Below are 20,663 nucleotides of genomic sequence, written 5' to 3'. Positions count from 1 at the left end.
CACCATCCAGTCCTCCGGGAGAGTCCGCCATGACCCAGGAAACCATCGATCAATATGTGCGCAGCGCCTTGGCGCTGTCGGGGTATGCCTTGCGCGAATCCACCACGGCCGAGGTCGTGCAGCAGTTCTCGCGCATTCACGACATCGCCGCCAGCTTCGTCGACGAAGCGCTGCCGGTGGAGCTGGAATCGGCTTCGGTGTTCCGCCCGTGACCGGCCCCGCCGCAGACATCGCCCGCCAGGTCGCCAGCGGCGAGCGCAGCGCCGTGGCCGTACTGGACGCCACGCTGGCGCGCATCCGAGAACACGATCCTCGCTACAACTGCTTTACCGCGGTCACGGAAGCCCGCGCCCGGCAGGAAGCCGCCGCCGTCGACGCGCGTCGCGCCCACGGCGAGCCGTTGCCGCCGCTGGCAGGCGTGCCCTACGCGGTGAAGAACCTGTTCGACATCGCCGACGAAGTCACGCTGGCCGGCGGACGGGTCAATGCCTCCAACGCGCCGGCCCGCCAGGATGCGCGGCTGGTCACGCGCATGCGCGATGCCGGGGCGGTGCTGGTCGGCGCGCTGAACATGGATGAGCACGCCTACGGCTTCACCACCGAGAACACCCATTACGGCGCATGCCGCAACCCGCACGACACCACCCGCATCGCGGGCGGCTCGTCCGGCGGCAGCGCCGCCGCCGTGGCGGGCGGCCTGGTGCCGCTGACGTTGGGATCGGACACCAACGGCTCCATCCGCGTGCCGGCGTCGCTATGCGGCATCTTCGGCCTGAAGCCCACCTTGGGCCGCCTGCCGCGCACGGGGTCCTTCCCCTTTGTAGGCAGCCTGGACCATCTGGGGCCCTTCGCCGCCAGCGCCAGCGACCTGGCTGCCGCCTACGATGCCTTGCAAGGCCCGGACGCCGATGACGCGGCCTGCGCGCAATACGCCCCCGATCCCGTGCTGCCTGGCCTGCGCGCTGGTACGCGCAACCTGCGCGTCGCGGTCCTGGGCGGCTACTTCGCGCAATGGACGGGCCCGCAGGCGCGCCGCGCCGTCGAGATCGCCGCCCGCGCACTGGACGCCACCGCGGTCGTCGAACTGCCCAGCGCGGCGCAGGCCCGTGCCGCCGCCTTCATCATCACCGCGGCGGAAGGAGGTGCGCTGCATCGCCGCAGGCTCGTCACGCACTACGACTATTACGAACCGCATTCCCGCGACCGCCTGGTCGCAGGCAGCCTGGTGCCCGCCGCCTGGGTGCAACAGGCGCAGCGTGTGCGCCATCGAGTCTATCGCGAAGCGCTGGCCTTGTTCGACCAGTATGACGTGCTGATCGCGCCCGCCACGCCCGTTTCCGCCACCAGAGTCGGGACCGACTGGTTGACGCTGGCCGGCAAGTCCTTGCCGGCGCGCGCCAGCATGGGGCTCCTGACGCAACCGATCTCTTGCATCGGCCTGCCGGTCTGCACAGCGCCCACCTGGCCCGAAACCGAGCAGGACGGCCATCTGCCGCTAGGCGTGCAACTGATCGGCGCGCCCTGGCGCGAAGCCGACTGCCTTGGCGCCGCCTACGCGCTGGAGCAGGCTGGCGTATCCCGGATCCGTACCCCCTGAACCGCCCCTCTCCCAGCCCCCTTTCAAGGCAATGCTATGGAAACCGCTTTCACCGCCATCGACATGCCGCGCACGCTGGCCGATACCGCCTACGGGTCGCTGAAACGGGACATCCTGGATTTCCGGCTTGCCCCGGGCGACCGCTTCACGGAAACCGAGATCGCCGACCGTCTGCAAGTCAGCCGCACACCCGTGCGCGAAGCGCTGTTCCGGCTGGAACGCGAAGGTTATCTGGAAGTGCGGCAACGCAATGGATGGCTGGTCAAGCCGCTGGACTTCAATACGCTGGACCACTTCTATGAATTGCGCAGCGTGCTGGAAATCGCGGCCGTGCATGCGCTGTGCTCGCCGGGCCAGGCGCCCGACCCGGCGCGTGCGCTGCATGCCCTGGCGGACATCTGGCTGGTGGACGAGAACGAACGCTCCAGCGACGGCGAGTGGCTGGCCGACCTGGACGAACGCTTCCACATCGACCTGGTGGCCGCGGCCGGCAATCCCGAGATATCGCGCGTGCACCGCGCGGCCACCGAACGCATCCGCATCGTGCGGCGGCTGGACTTCACCTTGCCCGACCGCGTCGGCACGACCTACGAGGAACATGGCGCCATCCTGCGCGCCCTGCTGGCGCGCGACGCGCCGGAAGCCGCCCGGCTGCTGCAATCCCATATCCAGGACAGCCAGACGGCCGTGCGCAAGATCACACTGCACCGCCTGTATTCCACGCGCCGCGCGAAGGCGGCTTGAGCCTGGAAGCCGGGGATGCCTTCATCCCGCGCGCAACCAGCGCTGCAGCACGCGCGTGATGACGGGAATGCAGACAAACACCATGATGGGCGTCAGGATCACGCTGGTGATCAACACGCGCCAGAATATCGGCAGGATGCTCAAGTGCTCGCTGACCAGTATCGAAAACACCAGCAGCACCGGAAAGTAGGCCAGCCAGATGCTGACGGCCTGCTTCCAGCGCGGCGGCGCGCTGGCGACCTTGGGCGCAAACCAACCGTCTGTGCCGCTGACCCGGTGCTCGTGGCTGGCCCGCACCAGCGTCGCCCCGCGCTCCAGCCACATCCGGCGCGGCAAGGATTTTTCCCAGCGGTTCAGGCTCGCCGCATCGGTGAAACGCAGCACGATCTGATACTGGTCGCCGCCTTCGGGCGGCTGCAGCACCCCAGACCCCAGAAAACCCGGAAAGCCCGCCGCGAGGATTTCGCCTTGGCGCATCCAGGACAGAAAATCGCTGTAGCGCTCGGGCGCGATGTGCCGGGTGACCAGCATGGTGACCGGGGCGGAAAGGGCGGAACTGGACATGGCGGAACTCCTGGGCAGCGGTGCAGCGTGTTATGTCGTGCAAATGCAGTGTTAACCCTAGCAAGCGGCATGCCAGCCTTGCGGCGCAGCAATCCTCCTGGGTGAATGGCGCTGCGCATGCCCGAGCGGAGAATTGACGCACCGCACCAGACACCATATTGGTGATTACCCTAGAACTCGCACCAGAACGGTGCATGCGGAGAAGACGTATGGAAATCAACCTGCCAGCGGTCGTGGCGGAAGTGACAGCGGCGTTCGAGCGCTACGAGACCGCGCTGGTCAACAACCAGGTGGACGTGCTGGACACCCTCTTTTGGGATAGCCCGCACACCTTGCGCTACGGCGCGGGCGAAAACCTGTACGGCTACGACGCGATCCGTGCCTTCCGGGCCGCGCGCGCGCCGCAAGGCCTGGCCCGCCGCGTGCTGCGCACGGCCATCACCACCTATGGCACCGACTTCGCCACCGCCAACCTGGAATTCCAGCGCGACGGCAGCGACCGCATCGGCCGCCAAAGCCAGACCTGGATGCGCACGCCTGCGGGTTGGCGCGTGGTGTCCGCACACGTCAGCCTGATGACATAGGGCTGTCACTGCACACCGCCACACTTGACCGGCCGGCATGCGATAACGATATTCGGAATCGGCATTGAGCAGGCCGCTGTCCAGGTCTACACTGGGCATTCCATTTTCCGTTGGAGCACCCGCCCCATGAGCACCTACAAGATTGCTGTTTTCGTCGGAAGCCTGCGCGCCGCCTCCATCAATCTGCGACTGGCGCGTGCGCTTGAAAAGCTGGTTCCTGCCGATTTCAAGTTCGAGTACGTGAGCCTGGGCGACATCCCGCTCTACAACCAGGACAACGAGAACAACCTGCCCGCGCCGGCCGCCAAGCTCAAGCAGCAGATCGCCGACGCGCAAGGCATCTTGTTCGTCTCGCCCGAGCACAACCGTTCGCTGCCCGCCGCCATCAAGAACGCCATCGACTGGGGCTCGCGCCCGTGGGGCCAGAATTCATGGCCCGGCAAGGCCGTCGGCATCGTCGGCGCATCGCCCAGCGCCGCGGGCACCGCGATGATGCAGCAGCACCTGCGCAACATCCTGGCCGCCGAAGGCGCCAATACGCTGACCACGCCCGAAGTCTTCCTGCAATACACGGAAGGCCTGGTGGATGACCAGTTCAACATCACCAACGAAGGCACGCGCAAATTCCTGCAAGGCTGGATTGACCGCTACGTGGATTGGGTCAAGAAGCTGAACAGCTGATCGCCGCCGCTGCCGGCCAGGGCCACGGCCCGGCCGGCACCGATCGCCCGATCTACCTCCGGGCGATCAAGCCCCCCGATGCGTCGGGGGGCTTTTTTTTGGAATGGAACGCGGCCGTTCAGAGAGATCGACACCGCTTTCGTACACGGAAAAAATTACGGAATGCTCAGTAGGAAACCACGGCGCTCAGAAATATTGCCGCGCCGCCGCCGGGCCGCCCCAAGGCGGCGCAGCCCCCTCGGGGGGCAGCAAGCGCGCAATGCGCGCGCAGCGTGGGGGCCAACTTATCCCCGCCAACTGTGGAGAACGTTGAGGACAGCTTTGGGGTAGACCCGAAATCTCCTGTCATGCCAACGACTTGCACGGGGTGGTCAAACAATGCGCAATCATCCTTTTGGATGAGTTTCAGCGCATTTATCCACGAAAAGCCTGGATGCCCGTCCAGGCCTTTTGCGCCCGCCCTGTCGCATGTGGATTTGTCCCAGCATTCTGTGGAAAAGCATGAGGACAGCTTGAGGGCAGGTCAGAAATCCCCTGTGATATCAATGCCCTGCAGGGGGTGGTCAAGAAAGGCCCAGGCATCCGATTTCGGGCCCGGGTTGTCCCCGCCAAATGTGGATAAGCCTGAGGACAGTGTGCGGGTAGTCGCAAAAATCCCTTATGCGGCAAGGACTTGGACGGAGCGGGCAAAGAACGCTCAATCGCGCGCGCCAAGCGGCTCGACATTTTGCGATGCAAGGCGATGGGGATAAGCGGACAGGCTTGTCCCCATCGAATGTGGACAAGCCTATGAACAGTCGGATAACAAGCCCGAAAAGTCCTTATCCGACAGCCACTTGGAATCGCTGCTCAAAAAAGACGCAGCGATGGGACATTACTTGTCCCCTTCCAGCCGCATGCCGATTTTCAACCCGACCTGCCAATGCGCCACCTTGCCGTTCTTGATGTGGCCGCGCACTTCCGTGACCTCGAACCAATCCAGGTTGCGCAGCGTCTCCGAGGCGCGCGCGATGGCTTTGGAGATCGCATCATCCGTGGACTTGGTGGAGGAGCCCACCAGTTCGATTTGCTTGTAGACATGATTCGACATAGCTCGTCTCCGCATAGGGGTGAGTCGTGAACCGTCGGCGCGCGGACCTTTCCGGCGCTTACGACCGGCAATCCATTCGAACACACAGGATACCTCCGCAGCGATAGAGTGGTGTTACGAGTTCCGTCGCCCGGTCTCGACAGGCGACGGCATTCGCTCCCGCAACCCAGCCAGGAGACCACCATGCCTGAACGCAAAACCCTGGAACGAGCCCAGCGAGACAAACGCCAAGGCAAGTCGGCGTCGACGCAGGCCGGAGAATTCGTACGCGAAGAAATTGACCACGTCCGCGAAGGCAAGCACGGCGTGCGGTCCGCCAAACAGGCCATCGCGATCGGCCTGTCGAAAGCGCGCCGCGCCGGCGTCAAGCTGCCGGCCTCCAAGAGCGCCAGCGCGGCGACCCGGCGCAAGGCTGAGCAAGACACCCATGCCGCCAAGGCGGGGCACGCCAAGTCCGCCACGCGCGCCCGCGCCACCACGACCGCATTGAAAAAGGAAAGCGCCCAGCCCGCCTCGCGCGCCGCGCTGTCGCGCCAGGCCACCAAGACGGCTGGCCGTCGCACCGCCGCAGACCGTTCGGCTGCCGCCAAGAAAGCGGCGGCCACCAAGGGTGCGGCCGGACGGTCTGCCGCAGCGAAGAAGGCAGCCCGCACGCGAGCAGCGAACAAGGAGGCGGGCGGCGCGCACCATCGCGCCGCGCGTTGACCAGGGCAGCGCCTAGCCCGCGTCGAAGAGCCTGAACCGTTCCTGCAGGAATTCGCGCATGCGTTTGACGGCTGGCGACAGCAGCATGCGATGCACGCACAGCAGGTACAAGGGAGAGGGTTCGGTGACGTAGTCCGGCAGCAGCTCGACCAGCCTGCCCGCGCGCAGGTCCGATAGCACGTCGTAGCGTGACTTGTAGGCCACGCCGTGTCCGGCCAGCGCCCAACGCCGCACCAGGTCGCCGTCATCACCCACGCGGTCGCCCTTGACGGGCACGGTCGTGCTGGTGCCTTCGCGTTCAAAGGTCCAACGGTCATGCAAGGTCTCGCCCAGCACGAACGACAGGCAGTTGTGGCGGCGCAAATCGGCGGGCGCCTGGGGCACGCCATGGCGAGCCAGATAGGCGGGCGACGCGCACACGACGCGACGGTTGTGCTCGGCCAGCGGCAGGGCCACCAGCGCAGAGTCGTTCGGCGTCCCGTAGCGGATGGCGATATCGACGGGCTGGCGGTAGAGATCGGCCAGCCGGTCGCTGATGCGTACCTGGAAACTGACGCGCGGATGCTGGTGCTGGAAATCATCCAGCCAGGGCAACAACACATGGCGCCCAAGGTCCGAGGGGATGGATACCGACAGCGTGCCCGAAATGGCCGTCTTGTCGCGGGCCATCGCGTTCTTGCCGGCTTCCAGCGTGGCAATCGCCGACCGGGCGTACTCCAGGTAGCGCTCCCCATCGCTGGTCAGCCGCAGGCTGCGCGTCGAGCGCACGAACAGGCGCGTCTCAAGCGTCAGCTCCAGGCGCTTGAGCGCGGCGCTGGCGACGGCCGGCGTCAAGTCCAGTTCACGCGCCGCGGCGGAAAAGCTGCCGTGATCGGCCGCCGCCACGAAGATCCTCAAGTCCTCGAACCGGACCATGATCGCCTCATTTTCAAAAAAATATTGAAACTGAGTCGGATGCTAGCCGGTTTTTCATTGCTGCGGACTGGGTAATCATGGCCCTGTTCCCCGACACCTTTGGAGTCACCGTATGAAAATCGAACTGAACGGCAAGAAGGCCCTGGTCACCGGATCGTCTGGCGGCATCGGGCTGGCCATCGCCCTCGGGTTGGCCGAAGCCGGCGCCGAAGTCGTGCTGCATGGCCGCAATGCCGACAAGCTTGCCCACGCGGCCGAGGCCATCACCCGGAAACTCCCGGCTGCCCGCGTAAGCACCGTGCAGGCAGACTTGGCCACCGCCGATGGCGCGGCATCGGTCTGCGCCGCCCATCCCGATGTGGACATCCTGGTCAACAACGCCGGCTTCTTCGCCCCCAAGTCCTTCACCGAAATCACCGACGATGACTGGCAGGCGATGATGGACACCAATGTCATGAGCGGCATCCGCCTGTCGCGCTACTACCTGCCGCGCATGATGGCCGCGAACTGGGGCCGAATCATTTTCATCTCGAGCGAATCCGGCGTGCAGATCCCCGCCGAGATGATCCACTACGGCGTCAGCAAGACGGCGCTGCTGGGCGTGTCGCGCGGGTTGGCCGAACTGACCGCCGGCACCGGCGTCACGGTCAACGCGGTGCTGCCCGGCCCGACGCGCTCGGAAGGGGTGGCCGACTTCTTCGCCGAAATGGCCAAGGAACAAGGCGTGTCCCAGGACGACATGGAACGGGACTTCATCGCCCAGCACCGCCCGACATCGCTGCTGCGCCGCCTGGCCACGGTGGAAGAAGTGGCCAATATGGTCGTCTACACGTGCTCCACGCAAGCCTCGGCCACCAATGGCGCCGCGTTGCGCGTCGATGGCGGCGTCGTCCGCTCCATCCTGTGATCCACGCCCTTACCCCGAACCGAGCCGCCCCATGAAAGCCATCGCCTATTTCAAGAACCTGCCCGCCGACCACGCCGACGCCCTTCAAGACATCACGCTTGCCGAGCCCGTGCCCGGCGACCACGACCTGCTGGTCGACGTGCACGCCATTTCCGTCAACCCGGTAGACGTGAAGATCCGCGCCAACCGCGCGCCCAAGGACGGTCAACCCGAGATCATCGGTTGGGACGCCGCCGGCATCGTGCGCGCGGTGGGCGCCAAGACCAGCCTGTTCAAGCCCGGCGACCGAGTCTGGTATGCCGGCGCGCTGAACCGGCCCGGCGCCAACAGCGAACGCCATGTCGTCGACGAGCGCATCGTCGGCCGCATGCCCGACAGCCTGGACTTCGCCCAGGCCGCAGCCCTGCCGTTGACGACCATCACCGCCTGGGAACTGCTGTTCGACCGCCTGCGCGTGCTCGACAACGCCGCGCCCAGCCAGCACACTCTGCTTGTCATCGGCGCGGCCGGCGGCGTGGGGTCGATCCTGGTCCAGTTGGCGCGCCAGCTGACCGGCCTGACGGTGATCGGCACCGCCTCGCGGCCCGAGACGCAAGCCTGGGTGCGCGAGCTGGGCGCTCACCATGTCATCGACCACAGCAAGCCCCTGACCGAAGAGCTCAAGCGCCTCGGTTTCGATCAGGTCAGCTATATCGCCGGCCTGAACCAGACCGACAAGCACTTTCCGCAGATGGCGGCAGCAATCGCCCCGCAGGGCAAGATCGCGCTGATCGACGACCCGGCCGCCATCGACGTCCGCTTGCTCAAAGGCAAATCAGCATCGTTGCATTGGGAATTCATGTTCGCGCGCCCCCTGCACAACACGCCCGACATGATCGCCCAGCACGAACTGCTGAACCAGGCCGCCCGCCTGATCGACAACGGCACCCTGCGCACGACGCTGGGCGAGCACTACGGCACAATCAACGCCGCAAACCTGCGCCGCGCCCACGCGTTCATCGAAAGCGGCAAGGCGCAGGGCAAGGTGGTGCTGGAAGGGTTCTGAACCGGACGCGTCCCGGGGCGTCCCAGGGGCTTCGCCCGTTTCGGGCGGGGCCCCTCGCCATTCAGGCGAGAAAGCGGTAAAAACGCGGGCGGACTGTTCCGCACGAAAATTACCGGGAGCTTCCCCTGCTTGCCCATTTGATCGATCAAACGCTAGAGCCGCTCCTGTGGGGGATGGTCGCGTTTACCTTGCTGATGCTTCGGCTGGCCCCGCTGCAGGGCTGGAAAGCCGTCATCGTGGCCGGCGTCGCAGCCGGCATGGTGTTCGACACCGTCCAGTTCCGCGTCGGCCCGCCACGGCTGTGGGACTCGCTGGTCTTTGGCTCCATTCTGGCTGCCCTGGTGGCGGCAGCCGTACTGGAAACGGCCTTCCACCTGTTGGCGCGGGTACGCGCCGGGCGCGCTCAAGGCTGAAGCCCGGGGCCCGGCACGGCACCGGCCCCTGGTCAGCGTAGAACGCCAGGCCGTGGCCTAGCCGCGCCCTTCCCGCTTGGCGCGGGCATGCGGATCATTGATCTCGGCGTCGAGTTCCGTGATCAGCCAATCGAACCAGCCCTTTTCCGTGCGGGCGTACACCACCGCGGCAGGCGTCTTGCCGTCGCGCCACCCGGCCTGATGCGTGTCCATCCACGACGCCAGGCTCTTGTGCGGCGCCAGCAGGCCCGACAACCAAGCCCAGACATACTCGGGCACATTGCGCCGGAAACCCTTGGCGCTGGCGTAGATGGTGGGCTCAAGCGGCAGGCTGCCCGAGCGGGCCAGCTTCTCCTGCACCCGGCGCAGCGTCTCGGCCGCGGCCTGCAATTGTTCGGTGCTGAGCTTTTTCACGTAGGGACTCCTGGGTTGGATTTGCCCGGATTATCGCCGGAGGAACGGGCGCTTACCAAGCACTGCGTTCTGACGCGGCGCGCTTCAGCGCGGGGCGCGCGGCAGGGCCAGGCCCAGCAGGCAGGTGGCGCTGAACCGCGCTCCCGGCTCCAGCGTCCGCATGCCCGTGCGCGTATCGCCCTCGGCTGCCCGGTTGAAGGCATCCGCCACATTGGTGACCGGCTCCACGCACAGGAAGTCCGAGCCCGGCGCGGTATAGACCACAAGATGCGCAAACGCGGCATCCGCGTGCAGCGCCAGTTCGCGCCCATCCGCCCAGTGCAGCGTGGCGCGCCCTTCCCATTGCGACAGATAGGTATCGCACCCTTCGGCCGACTGGCGCAACTCGCGCACATGCTTGACCTGGCTGCCCGTCGGTATGCCGTCCGCATCGGCCGGCCACACCCGCCGCGCATTCAATGTGACCCGCTCGGCGGTGAAGTAAGGATGGATGCCCAAGCCGAAGGGCATGGGCGTATCGCCCTGATTCGTGATGCTCAACGACAAGCTCAACCCGCGTGCGTCCAGCCGGTAGCGCTGCACGCATTCAAACGGCCAGGGCCATCCCAGCACGCCGGCCGGCTGACTCAGCACCAGATCGATGCTGTCTGCCGCATGGTTGCGCACCTGCCACGCCTGGAACAGGCCGGCGCCATGTATCGCATTCGGGCGGCCCGCCACGGATTGCAGCGCATGCCGCGCGCCATTGAAGGTGAACACGCCGCCGCGGATACGGTTGGAATACGGCGCCAAGGGGTAGGACCCCGCCCGCGGCCATTTGCCCGCCGGCCATTGGGTCGGGGTCAGCGGCACGATCCAATCCAACGCGCCGGTCGACAAGCGGGTCAGGCGTCCACCGCCGCCGGGCGCGAATTCGGCTTGATGCCCACCGCCTGAAATGACGACGCGCTCGGTCGCATCCAAGGGGTCGGCAAAAGGGTATTCCTGCATCTGCGGCTCCCGCGGCAGTCACAGTGCCGCGTCGCAAGATTGTGACGCCGGCGCACCTGCGCGGCAAGTTCGGCTACCGCGACGACGCCATCGCGCCGCTCGCCGCGGGCAGGCAACCCAATCCGCGCAGCGTGTTCGCAACGGCCAGGTCCAGCGGCGTGCGCGGCTCGTCGCCCAGCACGGCCCGTAGGCGCGCGTTGTCCATCCGCACCGGCGTGCGCCATAGATAGCGCATCTCCAGCAACTCGCGCAGCGTCGGCACGAAGGGCGAGGCCAGGCGGACCAGCCACCACGGAAAGGCGCGCAACGACGCGTGGCCGCCGTGCCGGTCCACCGCGCGCTGGATCGACGTGGCCATGCGCAGGCCGTCTTCGTCCCAATGGCCCGCCATGTGGAAATTCTCGAACGGCGCAAGCGCCGACCGCTGCGCCAGCAGCGCCACCATCGTGCGCGCCACATCCGGCAGATACGCCCATTGGTGCCCCACACCCGGGTCCCCCGGCAGCTTGACGGCCGCCACCGGCCGGCCGGGCGTCACAAGACCTTGCGAGAACCAGCTGTTGCCCGCCTGAGGTCCAAAGAAATCGCCTGCGCGCAGCACGATCACGCGGGCGCCCCGCCCGCTGGCCGCCTGCAGGCGCCGTTCGAGCTCGACGCGGATTGCGCCTTTCCGGGTCAGGGGATGCTGTGGCGCATCCTCGGTCAACAGGGGAAAGGCGTCCGGCCCATAGTTGTAAACCGTGCCCGGCAACACAATCGTGGCGCGTTCCGTGATGGCGGCAGCGATCGTGTGGTCGATCATCGGCAGCACCAGTTCGCCCCAGCGCCGATACCCGGGCGGATTGACCGCATGCACGATCACGCTGCATCCCCGCGCTGCTCGCGCCACGTCTTCGCGGCGCATCGCATCTCCCCGCAACCAGACGATGCCGTCACGCTCGAGCCTGTCCTCGGGCAGCCCGCGCTTGACGGCCCGTACCTGCCAGCCCGCGTCGCGCAATTGCCGCGCCGACTCGCCGCCCACGCCCCCCGTGGCGCCCAGCACCAGCACCGTGGATTCCCGCGATCGGTCCAAGCCGGATTCCGGGGGCATTGCTTGTGCGTGCGCCATCTGCTGGCTCCTGAGCGGTATGCGAAGGCGCCAGTCTGCGCTGCGTGCAGAAGAAAATAAATTGCCCAACATGTGGGTGCAGCTATACATTTATGCATGACCAACACGATCGGCTGGGAGCTTTACCGCAGCTTTCTCGCGGTGCTGACCGAGGGTTCGCTCTCTGGCGCCGCGCGCGCGCTGGACCTGACGCAGCCCACCGTCGGACGCCATGTATCTGCGCTGGAAACCGCGCTGAACCAAGTCCTGTTCACGCGCTCGCAGGTCGGTCTGCTGCCCACCGAAGCGGCAGAATCCCTGCGCGGCTACGCCGAGGCCATGCGCAGTACCGCCGCAGCGCTGGAGCGCGCGGCGGCCGCACATGGCCCCGGCGTATCCGGCACCGTCCGGATCTCCGCCAGCGAAGTCGTCGGCATCGAAGTCCTGCCGCCCGCGCTGGCGCGGCTGCGGCGCGAGCATCCCGGGCTGAAGCTGGAACTGGTCGCGACCAACCGCGTGCAAAACCTGCTGCAGCGCGAGGCCGACATCGCCGTGCGCATGGCACCGCCCAAACAGGAACAGCTGATCGCGCGCCATGTGGGCAACGTCGTGATCGGCCTGTATGCGCGCAAGGACTATCTACGGCAACACGGCACCCCGGCCACGCCGGCCGATCTGGCCCGCCACACGCTGATCGGCTTCGACGAGGAAACGCCTTTCCTGCGCACCGCCCGGAAGGCTTTCCCTGCCTGGACCCGCGAAGCCTTGTCGATGCGGGCCGACAGCGATCTGGCCCAATTGGCGCTGATCCGCGCAGGCGCCGGCATCGGCTTTTGCCAGGCCGCGCTAGCTGCGCGCGACAGGAAGCTCGTCCGCGTGCTGCCCGAATCCTGCGCCCTGCTGCTGGACACCTGGGTCACCATGCATGAAGACCTGCGCCACAGTCCGCGCTGCAGGGCGGTGTTTGATGCATTGGTGCAATGCCTGCTGGCGCATACGAGCCAGCAATAGGCGGCTCGCCGCGATTCCCCGGGGGCTGGACAATGGCGCCTCGTCGCAAATCTTGGACTACCCGCATGCTGAAATCCCTAGGGCACTCACTGATCCAAGTCTGATATTCTGGACTGGATCACGAAGGGGCCACACATCATGGCAAACCGAGTCCAGTTGTTCCAGGTCAGACCCGTCACGGTCGGGGCGCAGTTCGCAATGCTGGGTACGGCCATCAAATGGTCGCTTGGACTCGTCCCCCCTCCCAGCGCCTTGGTGATCGACGGCGAACCTTTCCGGCTGGCCCCGGTTTCCGAAGCCCAGTTCTGGAAGTTCGCGGTTCGCCTCGCGTTCGTCGGCGTGGCGGTGGTCGTCACGCGCAACGGGATCTGCGATCCCGCCGGCACGGTCGACGGCAAAGGCGTCCACGCGTTTGGACGGGATTTCGCGTTGCGCATCGACTAGCAGGACAAGTGCCGGACGGCAATCCCGCGCACGCGCGAATGCGCCCGGACAAACAAGTCCCATCCCCTTCCCTGCCCCCCGCTCCGGCCCGATACAATCACGGGCATGAATTCAGCAACACAAAACACCGCCGCCGACGCCCACGCGGGCCACACCCCCATGATGCAGCAGTACCTCCGCCTGAAAGCGGAGGCTGGCCCCTTGCTGCTCTTCTACCGCATGGGCGACTTCTATGAAATGTTCTATGAAGATGCCGAGCGCGGCGCGCGTCTGCTCAATCTGACGCTGACCAAGCGCGGCTCGTCCAACGGCATCCCGATCCCGATGGCCGGCCTGCCCGTGCACGCCATGGAGCAGTACCTGGCCCGCCTGGTCGCGATGGGCGAATCGATTGCCATCTGCGAACAGATCGGCGATCCGGCCGCGTCCAAGGGGCCGGTCGAACGCCGCATCGTGCGCATCGTCACGCCGGGCACGCTGACCGACGACGCCCTGCTGCCTGCCAAGGCGGACCGCGCGCTGGCCGCCGTGTTCGTCACCGGCAACGCCCGCGCCCCGCGCGCCGGCCTGGCCTGGCTGAACCTGGCCAGCGGCGAATTCCGCGTGACCGAATGCGCACCGGCGCAGCTGGAATCCGAACTGCACCGCATCGCGCCCGCGGAAGTCATCTGCGCCGACAGCGCCGACTTCGATTTCCCGTTCGAAGGCGCCCGTGCCCGCGTGCCGGACTGGCACTTTGAAAGCGACGGCGCGCGCGCGCATCTGCTGGCGCATTTCAAGACCGATACGCTGGCCGGATTCGACATCGAAGACATGCCCGCAGGCGTCTGCGCGGCCGGCGCGCTGCTGCGCTATGCGGCGCGTACGCAGTCGCAGGCGCTGGCCCACGTGCAAAGCCTGTCGGCCGAGCGCCCGGGCCAGTACGTCTTGCTGGACCCGGTGACCCGCCGCAACCTGGAACTGACGCAAACGCTGTCGGGTGAAGATTCGCCCACGCTGTTCTCGCTGCTGGATGGCTGCCGCACGCCCATGGGCAGCCGGCTGCTGCGCCGGTGGCTGCACCACCCGCTGCGCGAAAACGAGCAGGCGCTGGCGCGCCAGCAAGCCATCTCGGCGCTGTTGGCCGGCCGCATGGACGTCGAGCAGGCCTTCGGCGCGGCCGGCTTAGGCTCGGCAGGCCTGCTGGAAGCGCTGCGCGCCGCGCTGAACGCCTTCCCCGACATCGAACGCATCGCCGCGCGCCTGGCGCTGCGTTCGGTGCGCCCGCGCGAACTGGCCAGCCTGCGCGATGCGCTGGAATCCCTGCCTGCCTTGCGGGACCTGGTCGAACCCATGTCCGACTCGCCGCGTCTGGGTGAACTGATCTCGCACCTGTCCGTGGACCCGGCGCTGGCCGCACTGCTTGTCCGCGCGATTGCGCCGGAGCCCGCTGTCGCCATCCGCGACGGTGGCGTCCTGGCCGCCGGCTTCGATGCCGAACTGGACGAGCTGCGCGGCCTGGCGGCCGACGGCGGCGACTTCCTGATCCAGCTGGAAGCCCGCGAGCGCGAGCGCACGGGCATCAACAACCTGCGCGTGGAATTCAACCGCGTGCATGGCTTCTACATCGAAGTCTCCAAGGGCCAGACGGCCAAGGTGCCGGAAGATTACCGCCGCCGCCAGACGCTGAAGAACGCCGAACGCTACATCACGCCTGAATTGAAGACGTGGGAAGACAAGGTGCTGTCCGCGCAGGACCGTTCGCTGGCGCGTGAAAAGTGGCTGTTCGAGCAACTGCTGGACGTGCTGGCCGAACACGTGCGCCCCCTGTCGGACTGCGCGGCCGCGCTGGCCGAACTGGACACGCTGGCCGCCTTGGCCGACCACGCGCGCCGCCACGACTGGATGGCGCCCGACTTGTCCGAGCAGGCCGACATCGATATCGAGGCCGGCCGCCACCCGGTGGTGGAACACGCCATCGAACGCTTCACGCCCAACGGGTGCCGCCTGGACCCGGCGCGCCGCATGCTGTTGATCACCGGCCCGAACATGGGCGGTAAATCGACCTACATGCGGCAGGTGGCGCTGATCGTGCTGCTGGCGCGCATCGGCAGCTTCGTGCCCGCCACGCGCGCCCGCATCGGCAAGATCGACCGCATCTTCACTCGTATCGGCGCGGCCGACGACCTGGCAGGCGGACGCTCGACCTTCATGATGGAAATGACCGAGGCGGCCGCCATCCTGTCGGCCAGCACGCCCAACAGCCTGGTGCTGATGGACGAGATCGGCCGCGGCACGTCCACCTACGACGGCCTGGCGCTGGCGTGGGCCATCGCCTGCCGCCTGTTGGCGCACAACCGCGCGCTGACGCTGTTCGCCACCCACTACTTCGAACTGACCCGCCTGCCGGCTGAGCAACCGGCGTCCGCCAACGTGCACCTGGCGGCGGCGGAATCAGCCAGCGGCATCGTCTTCCTGCACGAAGTGCGCGAAGGCCCGGCCAGCCGCAGTTACGGGATCCAGGTGGCGCAACGCGCCGGCGTGCCGGCAGCTGTGATCCGCCAGGCCACACGCGAACTCGAACGCCTTGAAGCACAGGGCGCGCCCACACCGCAGTTGGGCCTGTTCTCGGCTGCAGCAGACGCCGACGCGCAGGCCTACGCCGAGACCGAGCGCTCGGACGCGATCGAGGCGCTGGACGCCTTGCGCGAATCGCTTGCCGCCATCGACCCCGACAGTCTTACCCCGCGCGAAGCGCTGGATGCCCTCTACCGTCTAAAGAAGCACCTTCAATGAACCTCGACCAACGCCTGCCGCTGCTGGGCAATCAAAGCCCCAACGACTTCATGCGCCGCTATTGGCAGCGCAAGCCGCTGCTGATCCGCCAGGCCATCCCCGGCTTCAAGCCGCCGCTGACGATCGCGGCCATCAAGAAGCTCGCTCGCCGCGACGATGTCGAGTCGCGCCTGATCTGGCGTGAGAACGGCGAATGGCAAATGGAAAACGGCCCGTTCGCGCGCCTGCCCAAAGACAACGAAGGCGATTGGACGCTGCTGATTCAAAGCGTGGACCTGCTGAGCGATGCGGCGTCTGAACTGATGGGGCTGTTCCGCTTCATTCCCGATGCTCGCCTGGACGACGTGATGATCAGCATCGCCAGCCATGGCGGCGGCGTGGGCCCCCACTTCGACAGCTACGACGTGTTCCTGCTGCAAGCCGCCGGGGAACGCGAATGGCGCTACGGCCGCCAGAAGGACCTGTCGCTGGAGCCCGGCCTGCCGCTGAAGATCCTCAGCAACTTCCAGCCGGAAGAAAAGGCCGTGCTGGTCCCCGGTGACATGCTCTATCTGCCGCCGCAGGCCGCCCACGACGGCATCGCCATGGGCGACGGCTGCATGACCATCTCGATCGGGTTCCGCGCCCCCACGCAGGCCACGCTTGCACGCGGGCTGCTGGAGGCCGCCGCTGACCAGGTAATGGCCCGCGTCGGCCTGCTGGGCGGGCCCTACGGTGAACCGGCACTGCCCGGCCCCAAGCTGTCCGCCGTCTATCGCGACCCGGGCCAACCCGCCGTCGACACGCCGGCGGCCCTGCCAGATGCCCTGGTGGACGCCACGCTCGCGACCGTCGAAAAGCTGCGCTTCGACGATGCGCTGGCTTCGCGTTTCCTGGGTTGCTGGCTGACCGAACCGCACAATCTCAGCGTGTTCGACGCGCCCGAGGGCATGGACGTTGACCTGGAAGAAGACTGGCCCGCGTCGGGGCGCCTGGTGCTGGATCGCCGTAGCCGCATGCTGTATCGCGGCAAGCAGCTGTTCATCAACGGCGAAACCGCAATGACGCCGGCCGACGCCGCCCTGCGCACGCTGGCCGATGCCCGCAGCCTGGAGTGCGCCGACCCGGCCTGCGCGAAACTTTCCGACGACGCCCGTTCCTGCCTGGCGGACTGGCTGGATTCGGGGTGGATCCGATACGTGCCGGCGTAGTATCCAGACACGTACGCGTATCTGACTTGCACAGAACGCAATCAGGTCTATGCGTACAGTCACATCAGGAAAGACATAACACGTAGCTGAAAGGTTTGTTGCCGTTGGGATGCGACCTTTTTAACTTTCACACGCGATCGGCCTTCAGCTTCCTGTAGCCTGGATTCTGGTTTCCCCTAAGGGGGTTTCAAGAGTCGTCATCTACAGGAGTCCAAAAATGATGAGCAAAACCTTGATTATTGCCTCGGTGCTGGCAGTATCGCTCAGCGCTTGCAACAAGAAGGAAGATGCCCCGGCGCCCGCGACCAACCCCACTCCGGGCGCAAGCACGCCTGCCCCGTCGTCCACGCCCCCGGCCACGTCGCCGGCTCCGGCGCCCGCCCCCAGCACCACGCCTGGCGGCGGTTCGAATACCCCGGGCGGCTCGACCACTCCGGCGTCTTAATAAAACAGAGACGAACCCCCGCTCTGAAGACGTGAAAAAGCCCCGGCAGCCAAACTGCCGGGGCTTTTTCACGTCTGCCTTCGCCTGGCTGGCAGCGCCCTTCCGGCGATAGCCCAGCCAGCAGCCCAAACCGCAGAGTGCCCGTCGTGAAGCCACGGCAAGCCCATGAAAAAGGCCCCCTTGCGGGGGCCTTTGCATCAAACCGGCGACCAGGCACCGGTTCGGCGCGCCTTACATCTTGTCTTTCAAGACGCTCAGCAGGCGCTGGGCCGTTGCGCTGTTGTCGCGTGCGCCCGAGGAGTCCAGCACCGTCACCGTGGTCTGATCGCCCGTGGCGGCCAGGTGGATACGGTATTGCGGCGCCTCGGCCTTCTTGTCGCCCGAGAACATGCGGCCGAAGAAGCCCGGTTGCTCGTTCTTTTCGCCCGTGTCGGTATCGACGTAGCGCACGAAGTAGTCGCCCGCGGAGCGGTCGCGGTCGTCCACGGCAAAGCCGCCGCCGTCCAGCGCCACGCCGACGCGGCGCCATGCGCGGTCAAACGATTCGGCCACCAGCAGCGATGCGCCTTGCGCACGGACATCTTCCTGCACCGCCGGCTTCTGCGGCGCGGCTTCGGCCTGCTGCACCAGCTTGCGGGCATTGTCCACGTCCGAACCCAGGTAGACCATCATGCGGGCCAACATGGCGGCATTCAGGCCCGGATCTTCCTTGCCGTTCTGCCATTGCACCTGGCCGCCGTCGGAGCCGACGCGCTTTTCAAGCATCTGGCGATGGCTGACGTAGACCTCGGTGTGGCCGTTCACGCGCTCGACGCGGGTACGGAATTTCTCGCGTTCGCCGCTGTCCCATGCCGATTCCAGCACCGCGCCCAACGCCTGGCGCAGCCAGCTTTCCGGGATCTTGGCGCGGTTTTCCGCCCAATCGGTTTCGATCAGGCCGGCGCTGGGGTTGTTGCTGGCCACGGTGAAGCCGTTTTCGGTCCAGAAGTCGACCAGGCGCGGGAAGACGTCTTCCGGGGCACGGTCCACGACCAGCCAGCGCAGATCGCCGTCACGCTCGACGCGCATGTCCTGGCGGCCGGGGAGCACATTGCTGGTCTTCGGAGCGCTGGCTTGCGCCTGGCCCTGTTGCTGGAACTGCGAGTACGTCGTCGAGCCCGAAGCGGGCGCGCGGTAACGCGGATCGCTGTTGGCCTGAGTCAGATCCGGCGGGATGCTCAGAGGCTCTCCCCGCTGGGTGACGGCGCTCTTGTAGTTGACGGATTCTTCATTGCCCAGGAATTGGTTGACCTCGCTGCAGCCGGCCAACAACACCACAGACATCAATGCCGACAAACCGGCATGACGCTTGTTCATACGTATCCTCACGATATTTAGAGCAGGCCCGTTTCCTGGAGCGCGCGACGCACGACTTCGTGGTTCTGCGTGCCCAGTTCAACCAGCGGAAGCCGGTAGCCCAGTGCGCTACGGCCCATTTCGGCCAACGCCCACTTGACGGGGATGGGATTGGCTTCAACGAACAAAGCCTTGTTCAGACGCGCCAGGTACGCGTTAAGTTCACGGACCTTCGGCACATCGCCGGCCAGCGCGGCGGCGCACAGGTCACGCATGAGCTTGGGCGCCACGTTGGCGGTCACGGAGATGTTGCCACGCGCACCCAGCAGGATCAGGGCGGCGGCCGTGGGATCGTCACCGCTGAAAACCTGGAAACTTGCCGGCGCTTCGCGCAGCAGCAGGCCGCCGCGGGCGATGTCGCCGGTGGCGTCCTTGATGCCGATGATGCCCGGCACCTGCGCCAAGCGCAGCACCGTCTCGTTGCTCATGTCGGCAACGGTGCGGCCCGGCACGTTGTACAGGATCGTCGGCAGATCGACGGCTTCCGCGATGGTGCGGAAGTGCCGATACAGGCCCTCTTGCGACGGCTTGTTGTAATAGGGGACGACCGACAGGCCGGCCTGCGCGCCGACCGCCTTGGCGTGGCGCGTCAGGTGGATGGCTTCGTCGGTGGAGTTGGCGCCCACGCCAGCGATGACCGGGATGCGGCCCGCGGCATGTTCCACCGCGACGCGGATCAATTCCGCGTGCTCTTCCATCGAGACCGTGGGCGACTCCCCGGTGGTGCCCACCACCACCAGCGCGTCGGTTCCTTCCTGGACGTGCCAGTCGATCAATGACCGGTAGGCAGCGTAATCCAGGCTGCCATCGGGCTGCATGGGAGTGACCAGGGCCACCAAGCTGCCCTGGAAATTAACGCCTGCGGCGGTTGCAGGGGATGCCATAAATGTAGGGCTCCAACGCCCCATGGCAGGATGCCTCAGGGCCAGAATCAATGAAACCGCTGAGTTTAACGGAAATTGGCCGGAATCCTACAGAAACCACTGAACGATAGTCGTTCCAAACTCGTACACCGGACGCATCAGAAGCCAAAGCACATCGGTGACCAGAAGGACGATGACGATCATCAAGCCGTAGGGCTCGATTTTCGAGTATTGCCAGGCCAGCCGGTTGGGCAGCAGGCTGAACAGGATGCGTCCCCCATCCAGCGGCAGGATCGGCAGCAGGTTCAGCGCCATCAGCACCAGGTTGATGTTCACGCCGGCCACGCCCATCTGGAACCAGAAAGACTCCTGCATGCCCGATTCCAGCATCAGGCGCAGCGAAAACGCCCAGAGAATCGCCATCAGCAGATTGGCAGCGGGACCGGCCAGCGCCACCCACAGCATGTCGCGCTTGGGACGGCGCAAGCGGCCGAAATCCACCGGCACGGGTTTGGCCCAGCCGAACAGCATGCCCGGGCTGCCCAGCAGCTTGGACGCCAGCAGGATGACGACCGGCACCAGCAGGGTCCCGACGGGATCGATGTGGCGCGTCGGATTCAGGCTGACGCGGCCGGCCTCGTAGGCCGTCGGGTCGCCGAACATCCGTGCCACGTAGCCGTGCGCGGCTTCGTGCAAGGTGATGGCGAAGATGACCGGGATCGCGTAGACCGCAATGGTTTGGATGATGTCGTTCATGGCGAGCCGGATTGTAGATGAGCCGCGTGCCGGCAGGGGCCGGCA

General features: G+C 66.3%; 23 protein-coding genes. 14 read left to right on the top strand and 9 right to left on the bottom strand.

The genetic code is table 11. From position 1 onward, the window contains the following. The first annotated feature begins 29 nt into the window (after positions 1-29). The 3 genes from ACO6D5_RS17610 to ACO6D5_RS17600 are packed head-to-tail and all read left to right on the top strand — an operon-like array spanning position 30 to position 2,341. Positions 30-212 carry an AtzG-like protein gene (locus ACO6D5_RS17610; RefSeq protein WP_315528021.1) on the top strand — a complete coding sequence of 61 codons (183 nt, stop codon included), beginning with the start codon at positions 30-32 and terminating at the stop codon, positions 210-212. Further along, positions 209-1,597: an AtzE family amidohydrolase gene (locus tag ACO6D5_RS17605; protein WP_485826070.1), complete on the top strand. Its 1,389-nt coding sequence runs from the start codon at positions 209-211 to the stop codon at positions 1,595-1,597. The genes ACO6D5_RS17610 and ACO6D5_RS17605 overlap by 4 nt, the downstream gene beginning before the upstream one ends. Before the next feature lie 36 nt (positions 1,598-1,633). Next, a complete protein-coding gene (locus ACO6D5_RS17600) occupies positions 1,634-2,341 on the top strand; it encodes a GntR family transcriptional regulator (RefSeq protein WP_315528023.1) in 708 nt (235 codons plus the stop codon). 21 nt (positions 2,342-2,362) lie between these two features. On the opposite strand, the gene ACO6D5_RS17595 is transcribed toward ACO6D5_RS17600, so the two are convergent. Continuing rightward, positions 2,363-2,905 (bottom strand): antibiotic biosynthesis monooxygenase, encoded by a 543-nt coding sequence (locus ACO6D5_RS17595; protein WP_485826069.1) that lies wholly within the window; start codon positions 2,903-2,905, stop codon positions 2,363-2,365. A gap of 209 nt (positions 2,906-3,114) precedes the next feature. Between ACO6D5_RS17595 and hpxZ the strand changes: the two genes are divergently transcribed. Further along, positions 3,115-3,489 carry an oxalurate catabolism protein HpxZ gene (gene hpxZ, locus ACO6D5_RS17590; RefSeq protein ID WP_315528026.1) on the top strand — a complete coding sequence of 125 codons (375 nt, stop codon included), beginning with the start codon at positions 3,115-3,117 and terminating at the stop codon, positions 3,487-3,489. A 126-nt stretch (positions 3,490-3,615) separates the two neighbouring features. Continuing rightward, a complete protein-coding gene (locus ACO6D5_RS17585; RefSeq protein ID WP_315528027.1) occupies positions 3,616-4,170 on the top strand; it encodes an NAD(P)H-dependent oxidoreductase in 555 nt (184 codons plus the stop codon). Between the two features lie 874 nt (positions 4,171-5,044). Here the strand turns inward: ACO6D5_RS17585 and ACO6D5_RS17580 are convergent. Then, a complete protein-coding gene (locus ACO6D5_RS17580; protein ID WP_315528028.1) occupies positions 5,045-5,260 on the bottom strand; it encodes a dodecin in 216 nt (71 codons plus the stop codon). Between the two features lie 183 nt (positions 5,261-5,443). Between ACO6D5_RS17580 and ACO6D5_RS17575 the strand changes: the two genes are divergently transcribed. After that, positions 5,444-5,965: a DUF6496 domain-containing protein gene (locus ACO6D5_RS17575; RefSeq protein ID WP_315528030.1), complete on the top strand. Its 522-nt coding sequence runs from the start codon at positions 5,444-5,446 to the stop codon at positions 5,963-5,965. A gap of 12 nt (positions 5,966-5,977) precedes the next feature. Here ACO6D5_RS17575 and ACO6D5_RS17570 read toward each other — a convergent pair whose 3' ends face one another. Next, entirely contained in the window at positions 5,978-6,880 is a 903-nt protein-coding gene (locus ACO6D5_RS17570) for a LysR family transcriptional regulator (RefSeq protein ID WP_485826068.1), read from the bottom strand. A 112-nt stretch (positions 6,881-6,992) separates the two neighbouring features. On the opposite strand from ACO6D5_RS17570, the gene ACO6D5_RS17565 reads away from it, so the two are divergent. The 3 genes from ACO6D5_RS17565 (at position 6,993) to ACO6D5_RS17555 (ending at position 9,245) form a co-directional block, all read left to right on the top strand. Further along, complete coding sequence (locus tag ACO6D5_RS17565; protein WP_485826067.1) at positions 6,993-7,787, top strand: SDR family NAD(P)-dependent oxidoreductase; 795 nt, start codon at positions 6,993-6,995, stop codon at positions 7,785-7,787. A 31-nt stretch (positions 7,788-7,818) separates the two neighbouring features. Then, positions 7,819-8,832: a zinc-binding alcohol dehydrogenase family protein gene (locus ACO6D5_RS17560; RefSeq protein WP_485826066.1), complete on the top strand. Its 1,014-nt coding sequence runs from the start codon at positions 7,819-7,821 to the stop codon at positions 8,830-8,832. A 173-nt stretch (positions 8,833-9,005) separates the two neighbouring features. Continuing rightward, a complete protein-coding gene (locus ACO6D5_RS17555; protein WP_315528035.1) occupies positions 9,006-9,245 on the top strand; it encodes a hypothetical protein in 240 nt (79 codons plus the stop codon). 57 nt (positions 9,246-9,302) lie between these two features. On the opposite strand, the gene ACO6D5_RS17550 is transcribed toward ACO6D5_RS17555, so the two are convergent. From ACO6D5_RS17550 to ACO6D5_RS17540, 3 genes are all read right to left on the bottom strand, one after another. Next, positions 9,303-9,659, bottom strand: a complete 357-nt coding sequence (locus ACO6D5_RS17550) for a hypothetical protein (protein WP_315528037.1) — start codon at positions 9,657-9,659, stop codon at positions 9,303-9,305. Positions 9,660-9,743: 84 nt separating this feature from the next. Further along, entirely contained in the window at positions 9,744-10,649 is a 906-nt protein-coding gene (locus tag ACO6D5_RS17545; RefSeq protein WP_485826065.1) for an aldose 1-epimerase, read from the bottom strand. 73 nt (positions 10,650-10,722) lie between these two features. Next, the gene (locus tag ACO6D5_RS17540; protein ID WP_485826079.1) at positions 10,723-11,742 is read right to left on the bottom strand and encodes an NAD-dependent epimerase/dehydratase family protein; all 1,020 of its coding nucleotides are present in this window, start codon (positions 11,740-11,742) and stop codon (positions 10,723-10,725) included. A gap of 114 nt (positions 11,743-11,856) precedes the next feature. Between ACO6D5_RS17540 and ACO6D5_RS17535 the strand changes: the two genes are divergently transcribed. The 5 genes from ACO6D5_RS17535 to ACO6D5_RS17515 all read left to right on the top strand — a co-directional run bounded on the left by ACO6D5_RS17535 (position 11,857) and on the right by ACO6D5_RS17515 (position 17,604). Continuing rightward, positions 11,857-12,750 (top strand): LysR family transcriptional regulator, encoded by an 894-nt coding sequence (locus tag ACO6D5_RS17535; protein WP_485826064.1) that lies wholly within the window; start codon positions 11,857-11,859, stop codon positions 12,748-12,750. A 138-nt stretch (positions 12,751-12,888) separates the two neighbouring features. Continuing rightward, on the top strand, positions 12,889-13,194 hold the full coding sequence (locus tag ACO6D5_RS17530; protein WP_485826063.1) for a hypothetical protein: 306 nt from the start codon (positions 12,889-12,891) through the stop codon (positions 13,192-13,194). A gap of 105 nt (positions 13,195-13,299) precedes the next feature. Then, entirely contained in the window at positions 13,300-15,969 is a 2,670-nt protein-coding gene (gene mutS, locus ACO6D5_RS17525) for a DNA mismatch repair protein MutS (RefSeq protein ID WP_485826062.1), read from the top strand. After that, positions 15,966-17,159: a ribosomal protein uL16 3-hydroxylase gene (locus ACO6D5_RS17520; RefSeq protein WP_485826061.1), complete on the top strand. Its 1,194-nt coding sequence runs from the start codon at positions 15,966-15,968 to the stop codon at positions 17,157-17,159. Before mutS ends, ACO6D5_RS17520 begins: the two co-directional genes overlap by 4 nt. 217 nt (positions 17,160-17,376) lie before the next feature. After that, positions 17,377-17,604, top strand: coding sequence for an endopeptidase (locus tag ACO6D5_RS17515; protein WP_081534137.1), 228 nt, complete (start codon positions 17,377-17,379; stop codon positions 17,602-17,604). Between the two features lie 231 nt (positions 17,605-17,835). Here the strand turns inward: ACO6D5_RS17515 and bamC are convergent, their stop codons facing one another. From bamC to ACO6D5_RS17500, 3 genes are all read right to left on the bottom strand, one after another. Beyond that, positions 17,836-18,960, bottom strand: coding sequence for an outer membrane protein assembly factor BamC (gene bamC / locus ACO6D5_RS17510; protein WP_315528048.1), 1,125 nt, complete (start codon positions 18,958-18,960; stop codon positions 17,836-17,838). A gap of 17 nt (positions 18,961-18,977) precedes the next feature. Next, the gene (dapA, locus tag ACO6D5_RS17505) at positions 18,978-19,883 is read right to left on the bottom strand and encodes a 4-hydroxy-tetrahydrodipicolinate synthase (protein WP_315528050.1); all 906 of its coding nucleotides are present in this window, start codon (positions 19,881-19,883) and stop codon (positions 18,978-18,980) included. Between the two features lie 87 nt (positions 19,884-19,970). Beyond that, positions 19,971-20,618, bottom strand: a complete 648-nt coding sequence (locus ACO6D5_RS17500) for a site-2 protease family protein (protein WP_315528053.1) — start codon at positions 20,616-20,618, stop codon at positions 19,971-19,973. Positions 20,619-20,663: the final 45 nt, after the last annotated feature.

This window comes from Achromobacter sp. (assembly GCF_057314935.1).
This window is presented reverse-complemented; position numbering and strand designations above follow the sequence as displayed.

Excerpts from the sequence above, each read along its gene's own strand:
- ACO6D5_RS17610 (WP_315528021.1), top strand. The coding sequence starts at position 30 with ATGACCCAGGAAACCATCGATCAATATGTGCGCAGCGCCTTGGCGCTG.
- ACO6D5_RS17600 (WP_315528023.1), top strand. The coding sequence starts at position 1,634 with ATGGAAACCGCTTTCACCGCCATCGACATGCCGCGCACGCTGGCCGAT.
- ACO6D5_RS17595 (WP_485826069.1), bottom strand. The coding sequence starts at position 2,905 with ATGTCCAGTTCCGCCCTTTCCGCCCCGGTCACCATGCTGGTCACCCGG.
- hpxZ (WP_315528026.1), top strand. The coding sequence starts at position 3,115 with ATGGAAATCAACCTGCCAGCGGTCGTGGCGGAAGTGACAGCGGCGTTC.
- ACO6D5_RS17585 (WP_315528027.1), top strand. The coding sequence starts at position 3,616 with ATGAGCACCTACAAGATTGCTGTTTTCGTCGGAAGCCTGCGCGCCGCC.
- ACO6D5_RS17580 (WP_315528028.1), bottom strand. The coding sequence starts at position 5,260 with ATGTCGAATCATGTCTACAAGCAAATCGAACTGGTGGGCTCCTCCACC.
- ACO6D5_RS17575 (WP_315528030.1), top strand. The coding sequence starts at position 5,444 with ATGCCTGAACGCAAAACCCTGGAACGAGCCCAGCGAGACAAACGCCAA.
- ACO6D5_RS17570 (WP_485826068.1), bottom strand. The coding sequence starts at position 6,880 with ATGGTCCGGTTCGAGGACTTGAGGATCTTCGTGGCGGCGGCCGATCAC.
- ACO6D5_RS17565 (WP_485826067.1), top strand. The coding sequence starts at position 6,993 with ATGAAAATCGAACTGAACGGCAAGAAGGCCCTGGTCACCGGATCGTCT.
- ACO6D5_RS17560 (WP_485826066.1), top strand. The coding sequence starts at position 7,819 with ATGAAAGCCATCGCCTATTTCAAGAACCTGCCCGCCGACCACGCCGAC.
- ACO6D5_RS17555 (WP_315528035.1), top strand. The coding sequence starts at position 9,006 with ATGGTCGCGTTTACCTTGCTGATGCTTCGGCTGGCCCCGCTGCAGGGC.
- ACO6D5_RS17545 (WP_485826065.1), bottom strand. The coding sequence starts at position 10,649 with ATGCAGGAATACCCTTTTGCCGACCCCTTGGATGCGACCGAGCGCGTC.
- ACO6D5_RS17540 (WP_485826079.1), bottom strand. The coding sequence starts at position 11,742 with ATGCCCCCGGAATCCGGCTTGGACCGATCGCGGGAATCCACGGTGCTG.
- ACO6D5_RS17535 (WP_485826064.1), top strand. The coding sequence starts at position 11,857 with ATGACCAACACGATCGGCTGGGAGCTTTACCGCAGCTTTCTCGCGGTG.
- ACO6D5_RS17530 (WP_485826063.1), top strand. The coding sequence starts at position 12,889 with ATGGCAAACCGAGTCCAGTTGTTCCAGGTCAGACCCGTCACGGTCGGG.
- mutS (WP_485826062.1), top strand. The coding sequence starts at position 13,300 with ATGAATTCAGCAACACAAAACACCGCCGCCGACGCCCACGCGGGCCAC.
- ACO6D5_RS17520 (WP_485826061.1), top strand. The coding sequence starts at position 15,966 with ATGAACCTCGACCAACGCCTGCCGCTGCTGGGCAATCAAAGCCCCAAC.
- ACO6D5_RS17515 (WP_081534137.1), top strand. The coding sequence starts at position 17,377 with ATGATGAGCAAAACCTTGATTATTGCCTCGGTGCTGGCAGTATCGCTC.
- bamC (WP_315528048.1), bottom strand. The coding sequence starts at position 18,960 with ATGAACAAGCGTCATGCCGGTTTGTCGGCATTGATGTCTGTGGTGTTG.
- dapA (WP_315528050.1), bottom strand. The coding sequence starts at position 19,883 with ATGGCATCCCCTGCAACCGCCGCAGGCGTTAATTTCCAGGGCAGCTTG.
- ACO6D5_RS17500 (WP_315528053.1), bottom strand. The coding sequence starts at position 20,618 with ATGAACGACATCATCCAAACCATTGCGGTCTACGCGATCCCGGTCATC.